The 17,373-nt window shown below is 64.3% G+C and carries 18 protein-coding genes; 10 read left to right on the top strand and 8 right to left on the bottom strand.

Annotation, left to right across the window (positions count from 1 at the left end; all coding sequences use genetic code 11):
* Positions 1-41 precede the first annotated feature (41 nt).
* Entirely contained in the window at positions 42-1,217 is a 1,176-nt protein-coding gene (locus G568_RS0114375) for an acetyl-CoA C-acyltransferase family protein (RefSeq protein ID WP_026758685.1), read from the bottom strand.
* A 207-nt stretch (positions 1,218-1,424) separates the two neighbouring features.
* On the opposite strand from G568_RS0114375, the gene G568_RS0114370 reads away from it, so the two are divergent.
* Positions 1,425-1,802: a hypothetical protein gene (locus tag G568_RS0114370; protein ID WP_026758684.1), complete on the top strand. Its 378-nt coding sequence runs from the start codon at positions 1,425-1,427 to the stop codon at positions 1,800-1,802.
* Between the two features lie 58 nt (positions 1,803-1,860).
* On the opposite strand, the gene serA is transcribed toward G568_RS0114370, so the two are convergent.
* Both serA and G568_RS0114360 read right to left on the bottom strand, forming a co-directional pair.
* Positions 1,861-3,456, bottom strand: a complete 1,596-nt coding sequence (gene serA, locus G568_RS0114365; RefSeq protein ID WP_026758683.1) for a phosphoglycerate dehydrogenase — start codon at positions 3,454-3,456, stop codon at positions 1,861-1,863.
* Between the two features lie 85 nt (positions 3,457-3,541).
* The gene (locus tag G568_RS0114360; protein WP_026758682.1) at positions 3,542-4,696 is read right to left on the bottom strand and encodes a phosphoserine transaminase; all 1,155 of its coding nucleotides are present in this window, start codon (positions 4,694-4,696) and stop codon (positions 3,542-3,544) included.
* 157 nt (positions 4,697-4,853) lie between these two features.
* Here G568_RS0114360 and serB point away from each other — a divergent pair, with 157 nt between their 5' ends.
* Entirely contained in the window at positions 4,854-5,732 is an 879-nt protein-coding gene (serB, locus tag G568_RS0114355) for a phosphoserine phosphatase SerB (RefSeq protein WP_026758681.1), read from the top strand.
* Here serB and G568_RS0114350 read toward each other — a convergent pair whose 3' ends face one another.
* The 3 genes from G568_RS0114350 to G568_RS0114340 all read right to left on the bottom strand — a co-directional run bounded on the left by G568_RS0114350 (position 5,733) and on the right by G568_RS0114340 (position 8,087).
* Positions 5,733-6,395, bottom strand: coding sequence for a class I SAM-dependent methyltransferase (locus G568_RS0114350; RefSeq protein WP_245582953.1), 663 nt, complete (start codon positions 6,393-6,395; stop codon positions 5,733-5,735).
* A gap of 200 nt (positions 6,396-6,595) precedes the next feature.
* Positions 6,596-6,841, bottom strand: a complete 246-nt coding sequence (locus G568_RS0114345) for an EF-hand domain-containing protein (protein ID WP_245582952.1) — start codon at positions 6,839-6,841, stop codon at positions 6,596-6,598.
* A gap of 247 nt (positions 6,842-7,088) precedes the next feature.
* Positions 7,089-8,087, bottom strand: coding sequence for an asparaginase (locus G568_RS0114340; RefSeq protein ID WP_026758678.1), 999 nt, complete (start codon positions 8,085-8,087; stop codon positions 7,089-7,091).
* Between the two features lie 185 nt (positions 8,088-8,272).
* Here G568_RS0114340 and G568_RS0114335 point away from each other — a divergent pair, with 185 nt between their 5' ends.
* The 5 genes from G568_RS0114335 to G568_RS0114315 all read left to right on the top strand — a co-directional run bounded on the left by G568_RS0114335 (position 8,273) and on the right by G568_RS0114315 (position 12,465).
* A complete protein-coding gene (locus tag G568_RS0114335; RefSeq protein ID WP_026758677.1) occupies positions 8,273-8,800 on the top strand; it encodes an invasion associated locus B family protein in 528 nt (175 codons plus the stop codon).
* A gap of 105 nt (positions 8,801-8,905) precedes the next feature.
* Entirely contained in the window at positions 8,906-10,087 is a 1,182-nt protein-coding gene (gene rlmN, locus G568_RS0114330) for a dual-specificity RNA methyltransferase RlmN (RefSeq protein WP_026758676.1), read from the top strand.
* A 358-nt stretch (positions 10,088-10,445) separates the two neighbouring features.
* A complete protein-coding gene (locus G568_RS18945; RefSeq protein ID WP_037374240.1) occupies positions 10,446-11,426 on the top strand; it encodes an amidoligase family protein in 981 nt (326 codons plus the stop codon).
* Positions 11,423-12,136: a gamma-glutamyl-gamma-aminobutyrate hydrolase family protein gene (locus G568_RS0114320; RefSeq protein WP_026758675.1), complete on the top strand. Its 714-nt coding sequence runs from the start codon at positions 11,423-11,425 to the stop codon at positions 12,134-12,136. Before G568_RS18945 ends, G568_RS0114320 begins: the two co-directional genes overlap by 4 nt.
* A 122-nt stretch (positions 12,137-12,258) precedes the next feature.
* Positions 12,259-12,465 carry a hypothetical protein gene (locus G568_RS0114315; RefSeq protein ID WP_026758674.1) on the top strand — a complete coding sequence of 69 codons (207 nt, stop codon included), beginning with the start codon at positions 12,259-12,261 and terminating at the stop codon, positions 12,463-12,465.
* Between the two features lie 9 nt (positions 12,466-12,474).
* Here the strand turns inward: G568_RS0114315 and G568_RS0114310 are convergent, their stop codons facing one another.
* Positions 12,475-13,311 carry an LOG family protein gene (locus G568_RS0114310; protein ID WP_026758673.1) on the bottom strand — a complete coding sequence of 279 codons (837 nt, stop codon included), beginning with the start codon at positions 13,309-13,311 and terminating at the stop codon, positions 12,475-12,477.
* Positions 13,312-13,505: 194 nt separating this feature from the next.
* On the opposite strand from G568_RS0114310, the gene dapD reads away from it, so the two are divergent.
* Together dapD and G568_RS0114300 are read left to right on the top strand one after the other, a co-directional pair.
* Positions 13,506-14,333 (top strand): 2,3,4,5-tetrahydropyridine-2,6-dicarboxylate N-succinyltransferase, encoded by an 828-nt coding sequence (dapD, locus tag G568_RS0114305; protein ID WP_026758672.1) that lies wholly within the window; start codon positions 13,506-13,508, stop codon positions 14,331-14,333.
* Positions 14,334-14,412: 79 nt separating this feature from the next.
* Positions 14,413-14,745: a hypothetical protein gene (locus G568_RS0114300; protein WP_026758671.1), complete on the top strand. Its 333-nt coding sequence runs from the start codon at positions 14,413-14,415 to the stop codon at positions 14,743-14,745.
* A 4-nt stretch (positions 14,746-14,749) separates the two neighbouring features.
* Here G568_RS0114300 and G568_RS0114295 read toward each other — a convergent pair whose 3' ends face one another.
* Positions 14,750-15,853 carry a Hint domain-containing protein gene (locus tag G568_RS0114295; RefSeq protein ID WP_026758670.1) on the bottom strand — a complete coding sequence of 368 codons (1,104 nt, stop codon included), beginning with the start codon at positions 15,851-15,853 and terminating at the stop codon, positions 14,750-14,752.
* 358 nt (positions 15,854-16,211) lie between these two features.
* Between G568_RS0114295 and dapE the strand changes: the two genes are divergently transcribed.
* On the top strand, positions 16,212-17,372 hold the full coding sequence (gene dapE / locus G568_RS0114290; RefSeq protein ID WP_026758669.1) for a succinyl-diaminopimelate desuccinylase: 1,161 nt from the start codon (positions 16,212-16,214) through the stop codon (positions 17,370-17,372).
* Position 17,373 lies beyond the last annotated feature (1 nt).

The raw sequence follows: 17,373 nt of genomic DNA, 5'->3' as shown, positions 1-17,373 counted from the left end.
TATTTCGGGCCAGAAGATGCAGCAGGGGTGGCTTTGAGCGGTCAGGGCCGTTCGATCGCCAGCGCTATGCCCTGGCCGCCGCCGATGCACATCGTGATCAGGGCGCGTTTGCCGCCTGTGCGCTCAAGCTCGTAGAGGGCCTTGATGGTCAGGATCGCGCCGGTTGCCCCGACGGGATGGCCCAGGGCGATGGCGCCGCCGTTCGGGTTCACGATCGCGGAGTCCAGCCCGAGGCCCTTGTTGACGGCGACGGCCTGTGCGGCGAAGGCTTCGTTCGATTCGACGAGGTCGAAATCGCCGATGTTGAGGCCGGTTTTGGTGAGCAGCGCTTTGACCGCGGGGACGGGGCCGATGCCCATGACCTCGGGGCGCACACCGGCGTGGGCGTATCCCAGCAGCCGCGCGCGGGGTGTCAGCCCGGCCTTCTTGGCGGCTTCCGCGCGCGCCATGACCAGCGCGGCGGCGCCATCGTTGATGCCGCTGGCGTTGCCTGCGGTGACGGTCCCGTCCTTGCGGAACACCGGGCGCAACCCGGCCAGCGCGTCGGCGGTGGTGGGTTTGGGGTGCTCGTCGGTGTCGAACTGAATCGTGTCGCGCTTGGCGCGCACCTCGACCGGGACGATCTGATCCTTGAAATACCCGGCCTCGATGGCGGCGGCGGCGCGGGCTTGGCTTTGCAGGGCGAAATCGTCCTGGTCGGTGCGGCTGATATCGTTTTCATCGGCCACGTTCTCGGCCGTTACGCCCATATGGCCGGTGCCGAACGGGCAATTGAGCGTGCCCAGGAGCATGTCGAGCGTGCGGATATCGCCCATCTTGGCGCCCCAGCGTTGATCCGGCACGATATAGGGCGCGCGCGACATGGATTCGGCGCCACCCGCCAGCGCGAACTCCGCATCCCCCAGCATCAGCGATTGCGCCGCCGATACCACCGCCTGCGCACCCGATCCACACAGGCGGTTGACGTTCATCGCCGGGGTCGTGTCGGGGATGCCCGCCTCGATCGCGGCGACGCGACTCAGGTACATGTCGCGCGGTTCGGTGTTGATGACGTTGCCAAATACCACGTGGCCGATCTGGTCGGGTGTCACGCCGGCCCGGCTGAGGGCCTCGCGGGCGACAATCGCGCCCAATTGCGTTGGCGGCACGCCCGCCAGTGCGCCGCCGAAGGTTCCGATCGCGGTTCGGGTACCGCCGAGTATCACGATATCGCTCATCTGGTCCTCTTGTCCTTTGAATTTGCCGCCATGCTAACGCAGCATCTTGGCAAAGGGCAGGGGGACGTTCCGTCACTTTTGCAGGTCGCGCTTCAATATGCAGAATCGTTGATATGTGAATGAAATTTCGCGAATGGCCGATCTGATGTACCCTGACTGGCATGCTCCCCATGGAAAAGAGGGGGCACGAATAGGGGAGTGAGATCGATGAGGGGACTTGCACTATACTTCTTCGCCCTAGGTGTCGTGGCCGCAGTTGTAGGCATGGCATGGGGCATACAAATGTCGGCGACGAACAATCACCTGCTATCACCCGCGCATGCGCACCTAAACCTTCTGGGTTGGGTGACGCTGGCGTTGTTCGGGATCTATTACCACCTGTGCCCAAGGGCCGCACAGGGCGTTTTGCCAAAGCTGCATTTCGCGTTGGCGGTTCTTGGGGTGGTGATCATCGTGCCCGGTATAGTCATGGCGCTGCGTGAAACAGGCGAGACACTGGCCAAGGTCGGCTCGATTCTGAGCGTGGCGTCCATGCTTTTGTTCTTGTTTATCGTTTTGCGCAACGCGGGTGGCGATACCACCTGAAACGAGGCGCGCCGCCCCGATCGGGGCGGCGCTGTGCTTGCGTCGATGGTGGACGGTATCAGGCCACGTCAAACTGTAGCGGCTTGACCTGCCGGAAGAGGCCCGTCGCCTCCAGCTCCTTGAGCGTGTTGGCGGCAACGGGTTCGTCCACGTAAAGCAGCGCGATCGCCTCCCCGCCCGAGGCCGCGCGGCCCAAGGTGAAGTTGGCGATGTTCGAACCGGCCCGGCCCATCGTCTGGCCAAGTGTGCCGATGATGCCCGGCACGTCCTCGTTCGTGGTATAGAGCATGTGCGCGCCGATCTCGGCGTCGATGTTGATGCCCTTGATCTGAATGAAGCGCGGCTTGCCGTCCGAGAACACGGTGCCCGCAACCGAGCGTTCGCGCTTGGACGTGACGACCGTCACTTTCATGTAGCCCTCGAATGCGCCGGACTTGTCCTGGTTGGTGGTGCTGATCTTGATGCCGCGTTCCTTGGCGACGATCGGCGCGCTGACCATGTTCACATCGGGATTGGCCCGCTTCATGATGCCTGCCACCGTCGAGCAGTTGAGCGCCTCGAGGTTCATCTCGGACACCACCCCGTCATAGAGGATGTTGATCGCCTTGATCGGCTCATCGGTCATCTGCCCGATGAAGCTGCCCAGATGATCGGCCAGCTTGATCCACGGCCCCATGACCTTGGCTTCTTCCGCCGTCACCGATGGCATGTTGAGCGCGTTGGCCACCGCACCCGTCAGCAGGTAATCCGACATCTGCTCGGCCACCTGCAGGGCGACGTTTTCCTGTGCTTCTGTGGTGGCTGCGCCCAGGTGCGGGGTGCACACGACATTGGGCAGGCCAAACAGCGGGTTTTCCGTCGCCGGCTCTGCGGCGAACACGTCGAAGCCCGCGCCGCCGATATGCCCGGATTCAATCAGGTCGGCCACGGCCTGCTCATCCACGAGGCCGCCGCGCGCACAGTTGATGATGCGCACACCCTTCTTGGTCTTTTCCAGGTTCTCGCGCGACAGGATGTTGCGGGTCGCGTCAATCAGCGGCACGTGCAGCGTGATGAAATCGGCGCGCGTCAGAATGTCGTCCAATTCCACCTTTTCGACGCCCATCTTCTCGGCCTTTTCCGAGGACAGGAACGGGTCGAACGCGATCACTTTCATCCGCAGGCCGCGGGCGCGGTCGCACACGATCGAGCCGATATTGCCCGCGCCGATCACGCCAAGGGTCTTGCCGGTCAGCTCGACCCCCATGAACTTGGACTTTTCCCATTTGCCGGCCTGGGTGCTTGCGCTGGCTGCAGGGATCTGCCGTGCCACGGCGAACATCATCGCGATGGCATGCTCGGCCGTGGTGATCGAGTTGCCGAAAGGCGTGTTCATCACGATCACGCCTTTTTTCGAGGCGGCTTCCTTGTCGACATTGTCGGTGCCGATCCCGGCGCGGCCGATCACCTTCAGGTGGTCGGCGGCGGCAAGGATCTTCTCGGTCACCTTGGTGGCCGAGCGGATCGCGAGGCCGTCATAGTTGCCGATGACTTCCTGCAGCTTGTCCTTGTCCTTGCCCAGGTCGGGCTGGAAATCAACGTCGATGCCGCGATCGCGAAAGATCTGAACCGCGGTTTCGGAGAGTTTATCGGATACGAGTACTTTGGGAGCCATGTCTGTGGTCCTTCAACGAAAATTCAGGGGAAGGGCCCGGAGTCTTGAAAAGACTCCGGGCCGATTTCTTTTCAAGAAATCGGCGTCACGCCGGTTCGCCGAGCGCGGCAATCTCGGCGTGAAACGCCCAGTCGATCCAGGGCAGTAGCGCCTCGATATCTGAGGTTTCCACCGTGCCGCCGCACCAGATGCGCAGGCCGGCCGGCGCATCGCGGTACGCCCCGATATCCAGGGCCACGCCTTCGGCCTCAAGCCGCTTGGCCACGGCCTTGGCGAATGTCGCACCGTCCTTGATCCGATCGTCGGTGAACTTCAGGCACACGCTGGTGTTCGAGCGCGTCGCCGGATCCTCGGCCAGGTTGGCGATCCAGTCGCGGCTTTCGCAGAAGTCCCAAATCGCTTGCGCATTGGCGTCTGCGCGCGCCATCAGGCCCTTGAGCCCGCCCACCGAGCGCGCCCAATCCAGCGCGACGAGGTAATCCTCGACCGCCAGCATGGAGGGCGTGTTGATCGTCGCACCCTCAAAGATACCCTCGTTGAGCTTGCCGCCCTTGGTCAGGCGAAAGATCTTGGGCAGGGGCCATGCAGGCGTGTAGCTTTCCAGTCGTTTGACCGCGCGCGGGCTGAGGATCAGCATGCCATGCGCCGCTTCGCCGCCAAGCACCTTTTGCCAGGAGAACGTCGTCACATCCAGCTTGTCCCAAGGCAGATCCTGCGCAAAGGCGGCGCTGGTTGCGTCGCACATGGTCAGGCCGGCGCGGTCCGCCGGGATGACGCCGCCATCGGGCACGCGCACGCCGCTTGTCGTGCCATTCCAGGTAAAGCAGACATCGTTGTCGTAGTTCAGCGCGGCCATGTCCACGATCCGCCCGTAGGGGGCCTCGTGCACCTGTGCATCGATCTTGAGCTGCTTGACCACGTCGGTCACCCAGCCAGCGCCAAAGGATTCCCACGCGACCATTTCGGCCGGGCGTTCACCCAGCATCGACCACATCGCCATCTCGAACGCGCCCGTATCCGAGGCCGGAACGATGCCGATGCGATAGTCGTCGGGGATGCCCAGCACCTCGCGCGTGCCCTCGATCGCGGCCTTCAGCTTGGCCTTGCCAACGGCGGCGCGGTGGCTGCGGCCCAACGGCGCGTCAGACAGCTTCGACAGGTCGAATGTGGGGATTTTGGCACAAGGGCCGGAGGAAAAACGCGGATTGCCCGGCCGCGTTGCCGGTTGTTCAGTCGTCATTTTTGCTACCCTTCCAGATAAGCGCCCCTCGTTGGGGAGGGGTGTCCCACTGACGCTGTTAGCGAGGTTTGCCGGGTTTCACAACAGAAAAAATGTCGCTATAGCGCCGCTTGAATGTCCATTCACGACGTCGAGCAGCTACGATCGGAAACTCGCCATGTATATTGCCACCCTCCTGACCAACCCGGAGCAGCCGCACCTGACCGAGGCCACCGTGGCCGCACAGCGCGACGCGTGGCAGGGCGGCGATATCGTCTGGCTGGCGCCGGGCGAGGCGGCGGAATTCACGCTACCCGAGGTACCCGATGATCGCTGGCCGGCGTGGGAGGCGTGGCAACGCAAGGGGGTCGACCTGGTGATTCAGCCCGCGCAAGGCCGCCGCAAGACGATGCTCTTGGCGGATATGGACAGCACCATGATCGGGCAGGAGTGCATTGACGAACTGGCGGACGAGGCCGGGGTCGGGCCGCATGTCGCAGGCATTACCGCCCGTGCGATGAACGGCGAGCTGGACTTCGAAGAGGCGCTGGAGGCGCGCGTTTCCCTGCTCAGGGGCCTGGACGAATCGGTGATCGCCCGTGTGCTGGAAACCCGCATCACGCTGGCCCCCGGTGGGCCGGAACTGGTCGCGACGATGCGCGCGATGGGCGGTTACGCGGTTCTGGTCTCAGGCGGGTTCACGGCCTTTACCCACCATGTCGGGCGGTTGCTTGGCTTTGACGAGACGCATGCCAATGTCTTGCTGATCGAGGATGGCCGCCTCACCGGCGAGGTGGCGCACCCCATCCTTGGCCGCGCCGCCAAGATCAACGCGCTGGAGCGGGTGACAAAACACCTGGATATCCCCGAGGCTGACGTGATCGCCGTTGGCGACGGGGCCAACGATCTGGGCATGCTGGAACGCGCCGGCACCGGCGTGGCGTTGCACGCCAAACCGACGGTCGCCGCCCAATGCGACGTGCGCATCAACCACGGCGATCTGACCGCTTTGCTGTTCCTGCAAGGCTATGCGCGGGACGAATTCGCCGGCACGTGATCACGGGCGACGCGCAACGATGTAAAGCGATTCAGGCGCGCCAGTAAAACACCGCGACTGCTCCAGCACAAAACCCGCCCCAACGATCGCGGCTTCCAATTCGGGCTTTTTCATGATGCGAACATAGGGTGCGCGCCCAATCAACTGCATTGCCCGGATCAACGGCCGGAACAGCACGTTCATTTCGCCGATGCACCCCGATTTCGAGATGAACAGCCCCCCGGGCCTGATCCGCGCGTGGATCGTGGCAAGCGCCTCGTCCAGATCGGCCACCAGGTGCAACAGGTTGAAGGCCAGCACCGTATCAAAGGGCCCTTCATCGGCGCCAGCCTCCGCAAGCCCCGCGGCGACAAAGCGAACATTCTCCGCCCCTTCTGCCTGCCGTTTCTGTTCCGCGATGGCGATCATCTCGGTGGATATGTCGCTGGCGACCATGGATTTGACGTGCGGCGCAAGCTTTAGCGCGGTGGTCCCCGTGCCGCAGCCCAACTCCAGAACCCGATCATTCGCGCCCAGATGCGCGATCGTCTCTGCCAGGGTTTCCTCGTATGCGGTTGGGTTGCCAACCTTGCGCGCGGCGTATTTCGCGGCGATCTTATCCCAGAATGCGGCGTCGGTACTCATATGGGTGTCCTGTCCGTGGCTATGGATGATCGTGGTCATATGGAAATTGGTCGATCTGTCCTGAGTATGCTTTTCCTACACGTCGTTTGGAACTGCTTGAAGTGGCATCCGGACAACAGGATTGGCCCCTTGTATTGAAAACCCACCCAGGGCCGGGCCCTGGGTGGGTGGACAAGCGTGTGACAGGGAGGAGGGAAGCGCGGAAAATACCGCGCATCCCGGTCGCAAAAGCAGGCAGATCAGCCTTCCGAGTCCATTTCGGGCAGGGTGCCGTCGGCCTTCGCCACTTCGATTTCCTCGGCGCTTAGCGCGCCGTCGCCGTTGGCATCGATCGTGGCAAAGGTGTTGGGATCGGCCTCTGGGTAGGCTTGCTCGAACTCGGATGTCGTCACCATGCCATCGCCATCGGCATCCATCTTCGCTCCGGTCTCGGCCAGAACGACTCCCGGCAGGCCGAGGGCGAGGGTGAGGGTTGTGACAGTCATTTTCCTGAACATGTTTCTGCTCCTGTTAGGGTTACTGCATCGGGGGTTCAATCGCCCCCGGAAACAGACCCTGCCGGGCGTATGCGGGGCTGTCTGCCCTGTCGTCCCGCTGGGGCCTCAATCGTGCGGAAAGGGGCCGAAACGGGTGATTTGCCTCGGCGATGAACTGCCGCGACAAATGCGTGTCATCGCGGATGGCAGGACGTCGCTTGGGGCTGTGCGCGATTTGGGCGGAAATCCACCTTTGCTACGCCATCTCCGCCGATGGCCGTATCATGCCGGTCTCGATTCCCCGCCAGTTCCGGATCGGTGCGTTCATGCGCTTGCGGGTGGCGGGGTGCTCTGGCTCCAGTACGCCCAGCTTGACCAATATCGCGGCGATGGCGCATTCCGCCCCGCGTGTTCCGCCATCGGCCACCTTCAGGGCCACGCCCAGCTTTTTCTCGGGGATCATGGCGACGAAAAACGCCTCTGCCCCCGTCTTGAGGGCAACGCGCCCCCCTGCTGCGCGCATCAACTCTGTGCAGGCGCGTCCCTCGCCCGCGACCAGCTCGGGATAGGCCGCCATCGCTTCGCGCAGCCGCGCGGCGGCGCTGGCGCGGGGGGCGCTGTCGTCGGTGCGGGCTGCCGCAAAGAACGCCATCGCGCGGGCCATGCCGTTCAGCGACGTTGCGAAATTCGGGGCCGAGCACCCGTCGATCCCGTAGCCGGGGCTATCTTGCCCGGTGACATCCTCGAACGCCTCGCGCACCGCTTTCTGCACGGGGTGGTCCGGCTCGATATACTCCGGACCTGCGCCCAGATGCCTGTTCAGGGTCAGGAACCCGCTATGTTTGCCGGAACAGTTGTTGTGAAACTGGCAGGGTCGCGCATTTTCGCGGATCAGCGCATGCGCCGCGTCCGTGTCCGCGGGCACCTGCGCGCCGCAGCGGAAATCGCTGTCCCTCATGCCGATATGCTCCAGCCAGCCGCGCACCCGGCGGGTGTGGATATCCGCGCCCTGATGGCTGGCGCAGGCCAGCGCCAGATGCTCTTGCCACAAACTGGCGGCGTCGGCCGCGCCGCTTTCCACCAGCGGCAGCGCCTGTATCATCTTGGCCGATGACCGGGGCAGCACGGTCGCCGTGGGATCGCCCCAGGCATGCACCACCTCGCCGCCGGCGTCGCATACGACGGCATGACCGCTGTGCACGCTTTCCAGGAATGGGCCGCGCCATATTTCTGCCAGTGGAACGGGGTGTGTCATTGGCGGTTGGTCCTTTCGACGGGTCTGTTCTGGCGATAGCGAAAATTCGCCAATTGCTCTTTCTCTGGTGGTCTGTTTCAGGCTAATGTAGCACTGTCGAGAAGGAAATGGCCCTTGTGCAAGATGTCGGAACAGGCATGCATGGGCCCCGAGGTATTGAGGCTAGGACGGCTGGAGGCTGGACGATGATTTCACGAATTGCAGGTGGTTTGGCCGGTGTGGCGATGGCGTTTGTGGCGTCGGGCGCGCTCGCGCAGGAAGAAAGCGACAATCAGGTCGCGGCCAAAACCGACTGGAGCGTTTTCGAGGATTCCGATCCCAAGGAATGCTGGGCGGTTTCCTCGCCCAAGAAAACCGTCAACACACGCGATGGGCGCGTCGTATCCGTGCGGCGCGGCGAGATCCTGTTGATGGCGTTCTACCGCCCCGAGGCCGATGTCACCGGGCAAGTCACCTTCACCGGCGGCTACCCTTTCGATGAAGGGTCCACCGTGAACCTTGATGTCGACGGCACCGATTTCGATCTGTTTACCGAGGGCGAATGGGCTTGGCCCGCGTCATCGGACGACGATGCCAAGATCATCGCGGCGATGAAGGCCGGAACCAAGGCGACGCTCACCGCCATGTCCTCGCGCGGGACCAAGACCGAGGACGAGTTTTCGCTTCTGGGGTTCACCGCGGCGCTGGAAGAGGCCGAGAAGCGCTGCCAATAACCGGATGCGCCGCGCGCGGTGATCCGCGGAGAGGTCAAAGTTTGCTTTGGCTTTCGGGGCCGAATCCTGTAAGGGGGCGGCTTCACTTCATGGGATGAATGCGCAATGACGGCCAAGGCTCCGATAACTCAGGACGTGATGACACTCCCGCGCAAGCTGCCGCAGGAGGGGAAGGTCAACCTCGTCGCGATGACTCGCGACCAGATGCGCGAGGCACTGATCGCGATGGGCACCACTGAGCGGCAGGCCAAGATGCGTGTCGGGCAGATCTGGCAGTGGATCTACCAGTGGGGCGTGCGCGACTTTGCCGAGATGACCAACCTTTCCAAGGCGTACCGCGCCGATCTGGACGCGGCCTTCGTGATCGAAATCCCCGAGATGGTCAGCCGCCAAGTCAGCGAGGATGGAACCCGCAAGTACCTGGTTCGGATCGCCGGCGGTCACGAGGTCGAGGTCGTATATATCCCCGAGGAAGGGCGCGGCACGCTTTGCGTCTCCTCGCAGGTCGGGTGCACCCTGACCTGTTCGTTCTGCCATACCGGCACGCAAAAGCTGGTACGCAACCTGACGGCCGGTGAGATCGTCGGCCAGATCATGATGGCGCGCGACGATCTTGGTGAATGGCCCAAACCCGGCGAGCCGAAGGACGAGACGCGCCTTTTGTCCAACATCGTGCTTATGGGCATGGGCGAGCCGCTTTATAACTTCGCCAACGTGCGCGACGCGATGAAGATCGCGATGGACGGCGAGGGCATATCGCTTAGCCGGCGGCGTATCACCCTGTCCACCAGCGGCGTCGTGCCCGAGATCGCCCGCACCGCGCGCGAAATCGGCTGCCTCTTGGCGGTCAGCTTTCACGCCACCACGGACGAGGTGCGCGACAAGCTGGTGCCGATCAACAAGCGTTGGAACATTGAAACGCTTCTGGACGCGCTGCGCGAATATCCCAAGGCGTCCAACTCTGAACGGATCACGTTCGAATACGTGATGCTGGAGGGCGTCAACGATAGCGACGAAGACGCGCGCCGCCTGGTCAAGCTGATCGAGGGCATCCCGGCCAAGATCAACCTGATCCCGTTCAACGAATGGCCCGGCGCCCCCTACAAGCGGTCGTCGAACAACCGCATCCACGCCTTTGCCGACATCATCTACAAGGCCGGTTATGCCAGCCCCATCCGCACCCCGCGCGGCGAGGATATCATGGCCGCCTGCGGACAGTTGAAATCGGCCAGCGAACGCGAACGCAAATCCCGCCGCCAGATCGAGGCCGAAAGCGGCCTGGGCTAGGGGGTTATGTCCGGCAGTGGGGGTCTGGTTTCGGCCTGGCACCAATGCGCGAAATCAGGGCGCGTAGCGCCGCCGCGCAGCGCCGGGCCGCACGTCGCCCCGCGGGGGCGCCGCCCATCATCGGCACGCCTCCGGCGTGACGGCACGGCGATTTGGCTGCCACCTGCGCAATGCTCTGAGGTTTTTCGGATTTGGCGGGCATAAAGCGCACTCCACCAGCGTAGGATCGCCGCACCGCGGCCCGCCGATGCGCGGTTCCTCGGCCGGTCACCAGATGTCAGCGACAGGCCATTGGCACCTCGTGTCAGGTGTGTACACTCGCCGCAGCGTTCAGGCCGCACCGCCAAGGATACCGTCCATGCCCGACGACCCCGATTTCGCCCCCCTCCCCACGCCGCTCAATGCGGATGGGAAGCCGCGCAAAACCGGGGTCGAGATCGAGCTTGGCGGCCTGTCCGAGGCGTGCGTGGCCGAGGTCTGCACCGCCACGTTGGGCGGCATAGCCACCCAAGGGGATGGCCCCTTCTGGACCATCACGCAGAGCAGTATCGGCAAGATCGAGGTGTATCTGGACATCTTCCTGCGCAAGGCCGAGCGCAGCGCCCTGCGCGATTTCGCGCTTGAGATCGGGCGCGAGGTGATCCCGGTCGAGATCGTGACCGATCCGCTTGACATGAACGGGCTGAAGGCGCTTGTGGGGCTTTGCGACGCGCTGCGTCATGCCGGCGCACTGGGGAGTGAGGGCGGCTTGCTGTTCGGCTTCGGCCTGCACCTCAATATCGAGATTGCCTCGGATCGTGATGCCGATATCGTGCGGCCTTTGCTGGCCTATGCCCTGATCGAAGACTGGATGCGCAGCGCCAACCCGATCGACGAGTCGCGCCGCGTTCTACCGTTCTCCGACCCGTACCCAACGGATTTCGTGCGCGGGTTGATTGGGCTTGGCCCCGATGCGACGCTGACCGATGTGATCACCCTCTACCTGCAACGTACCCCGACGCGGAACCGCGGCCTCGACATGCTGCCGATCTTTGCACATCTGCGCCCCGATCTGGTCGCGCATACCTTGCCCAAGGCCACATCAGCGCGGCCCGCCTTTCATTTCCGCCTGCCCGATAGCCGCATCGACAATCCCGATTGGTCCATCGCGCAGGAATGGCAGCGCTGGATCACGGTCGAGCGGGTAGCGGCCGACACCGCGCTGCTGGGGGCGTTGGCGGATGCGTGGTTGGACGATCACGGTGCCCTGACCCTGCTGCGGCAACACTGGGCGGATCGCGCCGGTGCCATATTGCACCGGGCGCGACTGGACGATGCGGGCGGGGTGCGCCCGGCATGACGCGTCCCCTGATCGGTGTCACGGTGTCACGGCGCTCGGGATGGCGCATCTTTCCGCTGATCGCCTTCAACATCTGGATGGCCGGCGGACGCGCCCGCCGCTGGAGCCCGGGCGACCACCGCCCCGACGTCGCCGACGTGGATGGGCTGGTGATCGGCGGCGGGGACGACATATCGCCCGATCTTTATGGCGGGCGGCTGGTGACCTCGGCGCGGCTGGATCATGACCGCGACGCATTGGAGCAACGCCTTGTGCGCGACGCCACAAAGGCGGGCCTGCCGGTTCTGGGAATCTGCCGCGGCAGCCAGATGATCAACGTGGCGCTGGGCGGCACGCTGCATCAGGACGCCTATGGCACCTACACCGCCAGCGACAGGCGCTGGACCATCCTGCCGCGCAAGATCGTGCACCTTGAGGCGGGTAGCCTGTTATCCGCCCTCGCCGGGGCCGAGCCGATGACGGTCAATGCCCTCCATAGCCAATCGGTAGATAGCCTTGGCAAGGGCCTGCGCGTGGCGGCGCGCGATCGCGGCGGGATGATTCAGGCGATCGAGCGCGACAGCGATCCGTTTGCCATCGGGGTGCAGTGGCATCCCGAGCACCTGTTCTACGCTCGCCGCCAGCAGGCCCTTTTCCGCGCGCTGGTGCGCGCCGCACGTGCACATGACGAGGCGCGCGGGCAGTTACAGGCCGTGCACCGCGACGCGTGACAGGCCTGTGCCGCCATTATTGTTCACAGATCGCCGTTCAATTGCCTCAATCCGGATGAATTGTTGCCATGCTGGGCGCGCAGCGTGCCTGTATCGAAACCCAGATGCAGGAGGGCATCACAATGTTGAACGACCATATCAAGCACGACACCGAGGCCAACGAAATCCGCGATTTTGTCCTGCGCGAACGCAGCAAGGCCGTTTCCCCCCGCGAATGGAAACACCGCCTGGCCGGGTATGGCTACAAGCTCAAGGAAACCGATGCCGGGGTCTGCGTGACATCGATGCTGGGCGGCGAAGAGCTGTGCCACCTGCCAACCGCCGCCTGAGCGGGGCGATCACCCCTTGACCGGGTCCTGATCGTAGTTCCAGTTGTCGATGATATCGACCGCCTCGGCGGCGGTTTCCACGAACCGGAACAGGTCCAGATCCTCGTCGCTGATCGTGCCCGCGTCGGCCAACGCGTCCCAGTTGATGATTCGATTCCAGAATTCGTGACCGAACAGCAGAAATGGAATTCGCCGCATGCGGTTTGTCTGGATCAGCGTCAGGCTCTCGAACATCTCGTCCAGCGTGCCAAACCCGCCGGGAAAGATACAGATCGCGTTTGCGCGCATCAGGAAATGCATCTTGCGGATCGCGAAATAGTGGAAGTTGAAGCACAGATCCGGCGTGACGAAATCGTTCGGTGCCTGTTCATGCGGCAACACGATGTTGAAACCGATGGAAACGCCGCCCGCCTCATGCGCACCGCGGTTGCCCGCCTCCATCACACCCGGGCCGCCACCGGTGCAGATGACGTTCTCATGATCCCCGTTTTCCAGGGACCTGAGCGTCATCAGCCGCGAAAATTCGCGCGCCTCGTCGTAGTAGTGCGATAGATCCGCCAAGGTCTGCGTGCGCGCGGACTGCTTGTGCTCGGGCCGCGGAATACGCGAGCCACCCATGAGAACCACGGTGCTGTGGATGCCGTATTCATCCATCAGCAATTGCGGTTTCAACAGCTCAAGCTGCAACCTCACCGGGCGCAATTCATCTCTGCAAAGGAAATCGTCATCCGCAAAAGCCAGCTTGTAGGACGGCGCCCGCGTTTGCGGCGTGTCGGGCACACCGTGCGCGCTGTGGAAATCGGCTTGGGCATCGCGAAAGACGCGGCTCCTATCCTTCTTGGTCACTGTGAAACCCCGATGTTGAATACTGCCCCAGACCTATCGGCTGACAGCCTAGATTGCCAGCGAAAGCCGCAAGGCGTGCCGCCTGATGCGCCCATGTCGCGCATGCCCCGCGCAGCGCCGCATTGCAGGGCGCCCCATCAGACCTTATAGGCGAGGGTTGAGCCGCAACACGAAAAATCAGGGAGTGTGCCCGCATGTCCAACGCCCAACTCGAAACCGCCATTGAGGCCGCGTGGGAAACCCGCGATCAGATCACCCCCGCCACCAAGGGCGAGACGCGCGACGCGATCGAGGCCACGCTCGATGCGCTCGATAGCGGCAAGCTGCGCGTCGCCGAGCCTGGCGACGACGGGCAGTGGCACGTCAACCAATGGGCCAAGAAGGCGGTCCTTCTGGGGTTCCGCATCAAGGACATGGAACAGCAATCCGGCGGCCCGCAGGGCGGTGGCTGGTGGGACAAGGTCGATAGCAAGTTCAAGGGCTGGTCCGACAGCGACTGGCAAGGCGCCGGGTTCCGCGCGGTGCCCAACTGCGTCGCGCGCCGTTCGGCCTATATCGCGCCGGGTGTTGTCCTGATGCCGTCCTTCGTGAACCTTGGTGCCTATGTGGACGAGGGCACGATGGTTGATACCTGGGCTACCGTGGGAAGCTGCGCGCAGATCGGCAAGGGCGTGCACCTGTCGGGCGGCGTCGGCATCGGCGGCGTGCTGGAACCGATGCAGGCCGGTCCGACGATCATCGAGGACAACTGCTTTATCGGTGCCCGTTCCGAGGTGGTTGAGGGCTGCATCGTGCGCGAGGGATCGGTCCTTGGCATGGGGGTCTATATCGGCAAATCGACCAAGATCGTCGATCGCGAAACCGGCGAGGTGTTCATGGGCGAAGTGCCGTCCGGATCGGTCGTGGTGTCCGGATCGATGCCCACGAAGAACAACCTCAACCTTTACTGCGCGGTGATCGTCAAGCGCGTGGACGCGCAGACCCGCGCCAAGACCTCGATCAACGAATTGCTGCGGGATTGATCCAACCCCCGCCGGGGCGCGTGCGGCTGCCGTGGACGCCTCCGGCGGGAGTATTTTGAGCAAGATGAAAGCAGGCAAGATGGCCGACAAGACCGATAAACCCAACCGGCAGAAGGTTTATACCCTGTTGGTGCAACTGGGCCGCAAGGATGGCGATGGCCTGCCCAAGGGGGCCACGGGCGCGGCGCTGATGTGTTATGCCTCCGGCGTGGACGAGGCCGAAGCCGTGCGCGAGACCGTTGCCATTCTCAAGCAGGCCGACCAGGCGCCGCTGGATGTGACCGGGTACGGCACCGCAGAAGAGCGCGCCGCCCAAGGGCACGAGATGGACGAGGACGAGCGCGCCCTGATGCAGCGCGCGCTTGACGAGAATTCGGTCATCGTGGCGCAGATCACGCCGCATTACGACTGATCGCTTACGCCGCGCGCTGCGCCGCCAGGGTCATCGCCTCGTAGGGTTTCAAAACGCGGTAGGCCGATTGCGCGTGCTCGGGCAGGTAGGCGCGCGGATAGCGGTGCAGCACGCTGGCGGCCAACAGGGCACGTTTGCGCCGCAAGCGACCGATGAACAGGCTTTCAGCGGGGGCGCCTGCCGCGATCAGGACCTCGTGACCGGGCAACAGGACCTGAACGTACCGGGTGGTTGGCCCGCTGCGCTCATTCAACGCGGACGTGCCGTTCACCAGGTGCCGGGCAGGGACCAAAACCCGTTCGCGGCCAAAGGTGTATTCAACATCCGACCCCCCGATCACCAGGTGCTGATCCGGGGCCACGACGATATCGCGGCGAAGCCCGAAATAGGGCGCGCGCAGGCGCACCGGGGCAAAGCTGCCGCTGGCGGGAACGGTGCGGTGCAGCACGTCCAGCACCGGCACGCTCTGCCCGGTCATGGTGCGGACAAGATCGCCGGTGCGCAGCGATCCGGCCGGCCTGTAGCCGCCGGGGGTTGCGATCGGCACATCGGGGCGCAGCGTGGGTTGCGGGCCGATCGGCTCGGGCGTGGTGGAAACGGCCAGCAGGCTGATCTCGCCGCCCGGCTCGGTCCAGGCCGGATCGTGCACCAGTAGCCGCAGATCGGTGAGCGGAATCGGTTTGGGCGCCTCGACATCGGTCAGGAAGATGCGCCCGCTGCTTGGGTGTTCGACGCTGAGGCGGCCATGACGGGCGGGCGCGTCCCAGGCATAGGTGATGCGCACCGTCTCGCCGCGCGCAGGCAACCTGTCGGGCAGGGTGGCGTGGATCACGTCGGTGCCTTGCGTCAAAACCAGGGCAACGCCGCCGCCGGGCAGGGTATTGAGCGAGAGGCTACTACACCACGGGTGATCGCGGTTGAACCCGATCAGGGTCTGGGGCCGCCGATCCGGGGAAAGTGTCGCCTCGACAAGGATCGTGCCGCGCGCAAGCAGGCTATCGGCGCATGACAGATCGGGCGGGGCATGGCGGCCGGGCGGCGTGTCCGCCTCCAGCCCCAGAATCGAGAACAGGTGCTCATTCGGGCCCGCGATGCCGATCCACGCCATCCTAGGCGCCTCGTCCGTGGGGCGCCGTGCGGCCCATGTTCGGCGCTCTGTCGCCTTTGCAATACATCGTCATCCTGCCCCAACCCGGTTGGAGACAGCACAGCCCGCAGCGCTAAGGGGGGTGCCCCTTCTTGAATCCATGTTACTACAATGCCCCGCCGCCGTGCTTCTGTCGGCTTTGCGCGGGTCGCCTGCTCGGTCTGCCCTGCCTCGGGCTATTATTACCGAGAGCCTAGCACGCCGCTTGCGCGCCTGTTAAGTCCATTCGGACCCGCCCGTGCGGGACGGACGGGCGTCGCGCCATTTCCGCAACGCAGGCGCCCGGCGCGCAGCCACGACGCAAAAGAAGGAGCCAGCAATGCCAAACCACACGCCCACGCCAACCGACGCGGTGGAGCTGACTGCGCGGTTGATCCGCTGCCCCTCGGTGACGCCAAAGGAAGGCGGCGCGCTGGTGCTGTTGCAGGGGATGCTGGAACACGCCGGATTTGCCTGCACCCGCGTGGATCGCGGCGGGGTGGCGAACCTCTTTGCCCGCTGGGGGGCGAAAGGGCACCCGCGAACGTTCGGCTTCAACGGGCATACCGACGTGGTGCCGGTGGGCGAGCCGGCGGCGTGGTCCGTCGATCCCTTTGGCGCCGAGTGCCGCGATGGCATGCTGTGGGGGCGCGGCGCCTGCGACATGAAATCGGGCGTGGCGGCCTTTGTTGCCGCGGCGATCGATTTCGTGCGCGACACGCCGCCCGAGGGCGCGGTGATCCTGACCATCACCGGCGACGAGGAGGGCGAGTCGATCGACGGCACCACCGCCCTGCTGGATTGGATGCAGGCCGAGGGCGAGGCGATGGCCGCCTGCGTGGTGGGAGAGCCGACTTGCCCCAACCACATGGGCGAGATGATAAAGATCGGGCGGCGCGGATCGCTGTCGGCGTGGTTCACCGTGACAGGCGTGCAGGGGCATTCGGCCTATCCGCACCGCGCCAACAATCCGCTTCCGGCGATGGCGCGGCTGATGGACCGGCTGTCATCGCACACGCTGGATACCGGCACCGATCATTTCGATCCCTCGACGCTGGCGGTGGTGACCATCGACACCGGCAACCCGGCCACCAACGTGATCCCGGCGCAGGCGCGGGCGACGGTGAACATCCGCTTCAACGACACCCATTCCGGCGCATCGCTGAGCGAGTGGCTGCGCGACGAGGCAGATCGCGTCGCCGCCGAGTTTGGCCTAAGCGTCGATGTCGATGTCAAAATCTCCGGCGAAAGCTTCCTCACCCCGCCCGGCGCCCTGTCCGATCTGGTCAGCGGCGCGGTCGAGGCCGAAACCGGCACCCGCCCGGAATTGTCCACCACCGGCGGCACGTCGGATGCGCGCTTTATCAAGGATCACTGCCCGGTGGTCGAGTTCGGCCTTGTCGGCCAAACCATGCACCAGGTCGACGAGCGGGTCGATATCGACCAGATCCAGCAGCTCAAGGCGGTCTATACCCGCGTGTTGCGTGAATTCTTCGGCTGAC

This window comes from Sediminimonas qiaohouensis DSM 21189 (assembly GCF_000423645.1).
GTDB classification, from domain to species: domain Bacteria; phylum Pseudomonadota; class Alphaproteobacteria; order Rhodobacterales; family Rhodobacteraceae; genus Sediminimonas; species Sediminimonas qiaohouensis.
Note: the sequence above shows the minus strand (reverse complement) of the source record. Positions and strands in the feature narration are given on the sequence as shown.

Bases quoted from the DNA above. Each gene is read 5' to 3' on its own strand.
- G568_RS0114300 (WP_026758671.1), top strand. From the start codon at position 14,413: ATGGCCGACAAGACCGATAAACCCAACCGGCAGAAGGTTTATACCCTG.
- G568_RS0114370 (WP_026758684.1), top strand. From the start codon at position 1,425: ATGAGGGGACTTGCACTATACTTCTTCGCCCTAGGTGTCGTGGCCGCA.
- serB (WP_026758681.1), top strand. From the start codon at position 4,854: ATGTATATTGCCACCCTCCTGACCAACCCGGAGCAGCCGCACCTGACC.
- G568_RS0114335 (WP_026758677.1), top strand. From the start codon at position 8,273: ATGATTTCACGAATTGCAGGTGGTTTGGCCGGTGTGGCGATGGCGTTT.
- G568_RS0114360 (WP_026758682.1), bottom strand. From the start codon at position 4,696: ATGACGACTGAACAACCGGCAACGCGGCCGGGCAATCCGCGTTTTTCC.
- rlmN (WP_026758676.1), top strand. From the start codon at position 8,906: ATGACGGCCAAGGCTCCGATAACTCAGGACGTGATGACACTCCCGCGC.
- G568_RS0114345 (WP_245582952.1), bottom strand. From the start codon at position 6,841: ATGACTGTCACAACCCTCACCCTCGCCCTCGGCCTGCCGGGAGTCGTT.
- serA (WP_026758683.1), bottom strand. From the start codon at position 3,456: ATGGCTCCCAAAGTACTCGTATCCGATAAACTCTCCGAAACCGCGGTT.
- G568_RS0114340 (WP_026758678.1), bottom strand. From the start codon at position 8,087: ATGACACACCCCGTTCCACTGGCAGAAATATGGCGCGGCCCATTCCTG.
- G568_RS0114350 (WP_245582953.1), bottom strand. From the start codon at position 6,395: ATGACCACGATCATCCATAGCCACGGACAGGACACCCATATGAGTACC.
- G568_RS0114320 (WP_026758675.1), top strand. From the start codon at position 11,423: ATGACGCGTCCCCTGATCGGTGTCACGGTGTCACGGCGCTCGGGATGG.
- G568_RS0114375 (WP_026758685.1), bottom strand. From the start codon at position 1,217: ATGAGCGATATCGTGATACTCGGCGGTACCCGAACCGCGATCGGAACC.
- G568_RS0114295 (WP_026758670.1), bottom strand. From the start codon at position 15,853: ATGGCGTGGATCGGCATCGCGGGCCCGAATGAGCACCTGTTCTCGATT.
- dapE (WP_026758669.1), top strand. From the start codon at position 16,212: ATGCCAAACCACACGCCCACGCCAACCGACGCGGTGGAGCTGACTGCG.
- G568_RS18945 (WP_037374240.1), top strand. From the start codon at position 10,446: ATGCCCGACGACCCCGATTTCGCCCCCCTCCCCACGCCGCTCAATGCG.
- dapD (WP_026758672.1), top strand. From the start codon at position 13,506: ATGTCCAACGCCCAACTCGAAACCGCCATTGAGGCCGCGTGGGAAACC.
- G568_RS0114315 (WP_026758674.1), top strand. From the start codon at position 12,259: ATGTTGAACGACCATATCAAGCACGACACCGAGGCCAACGAAATCCGC.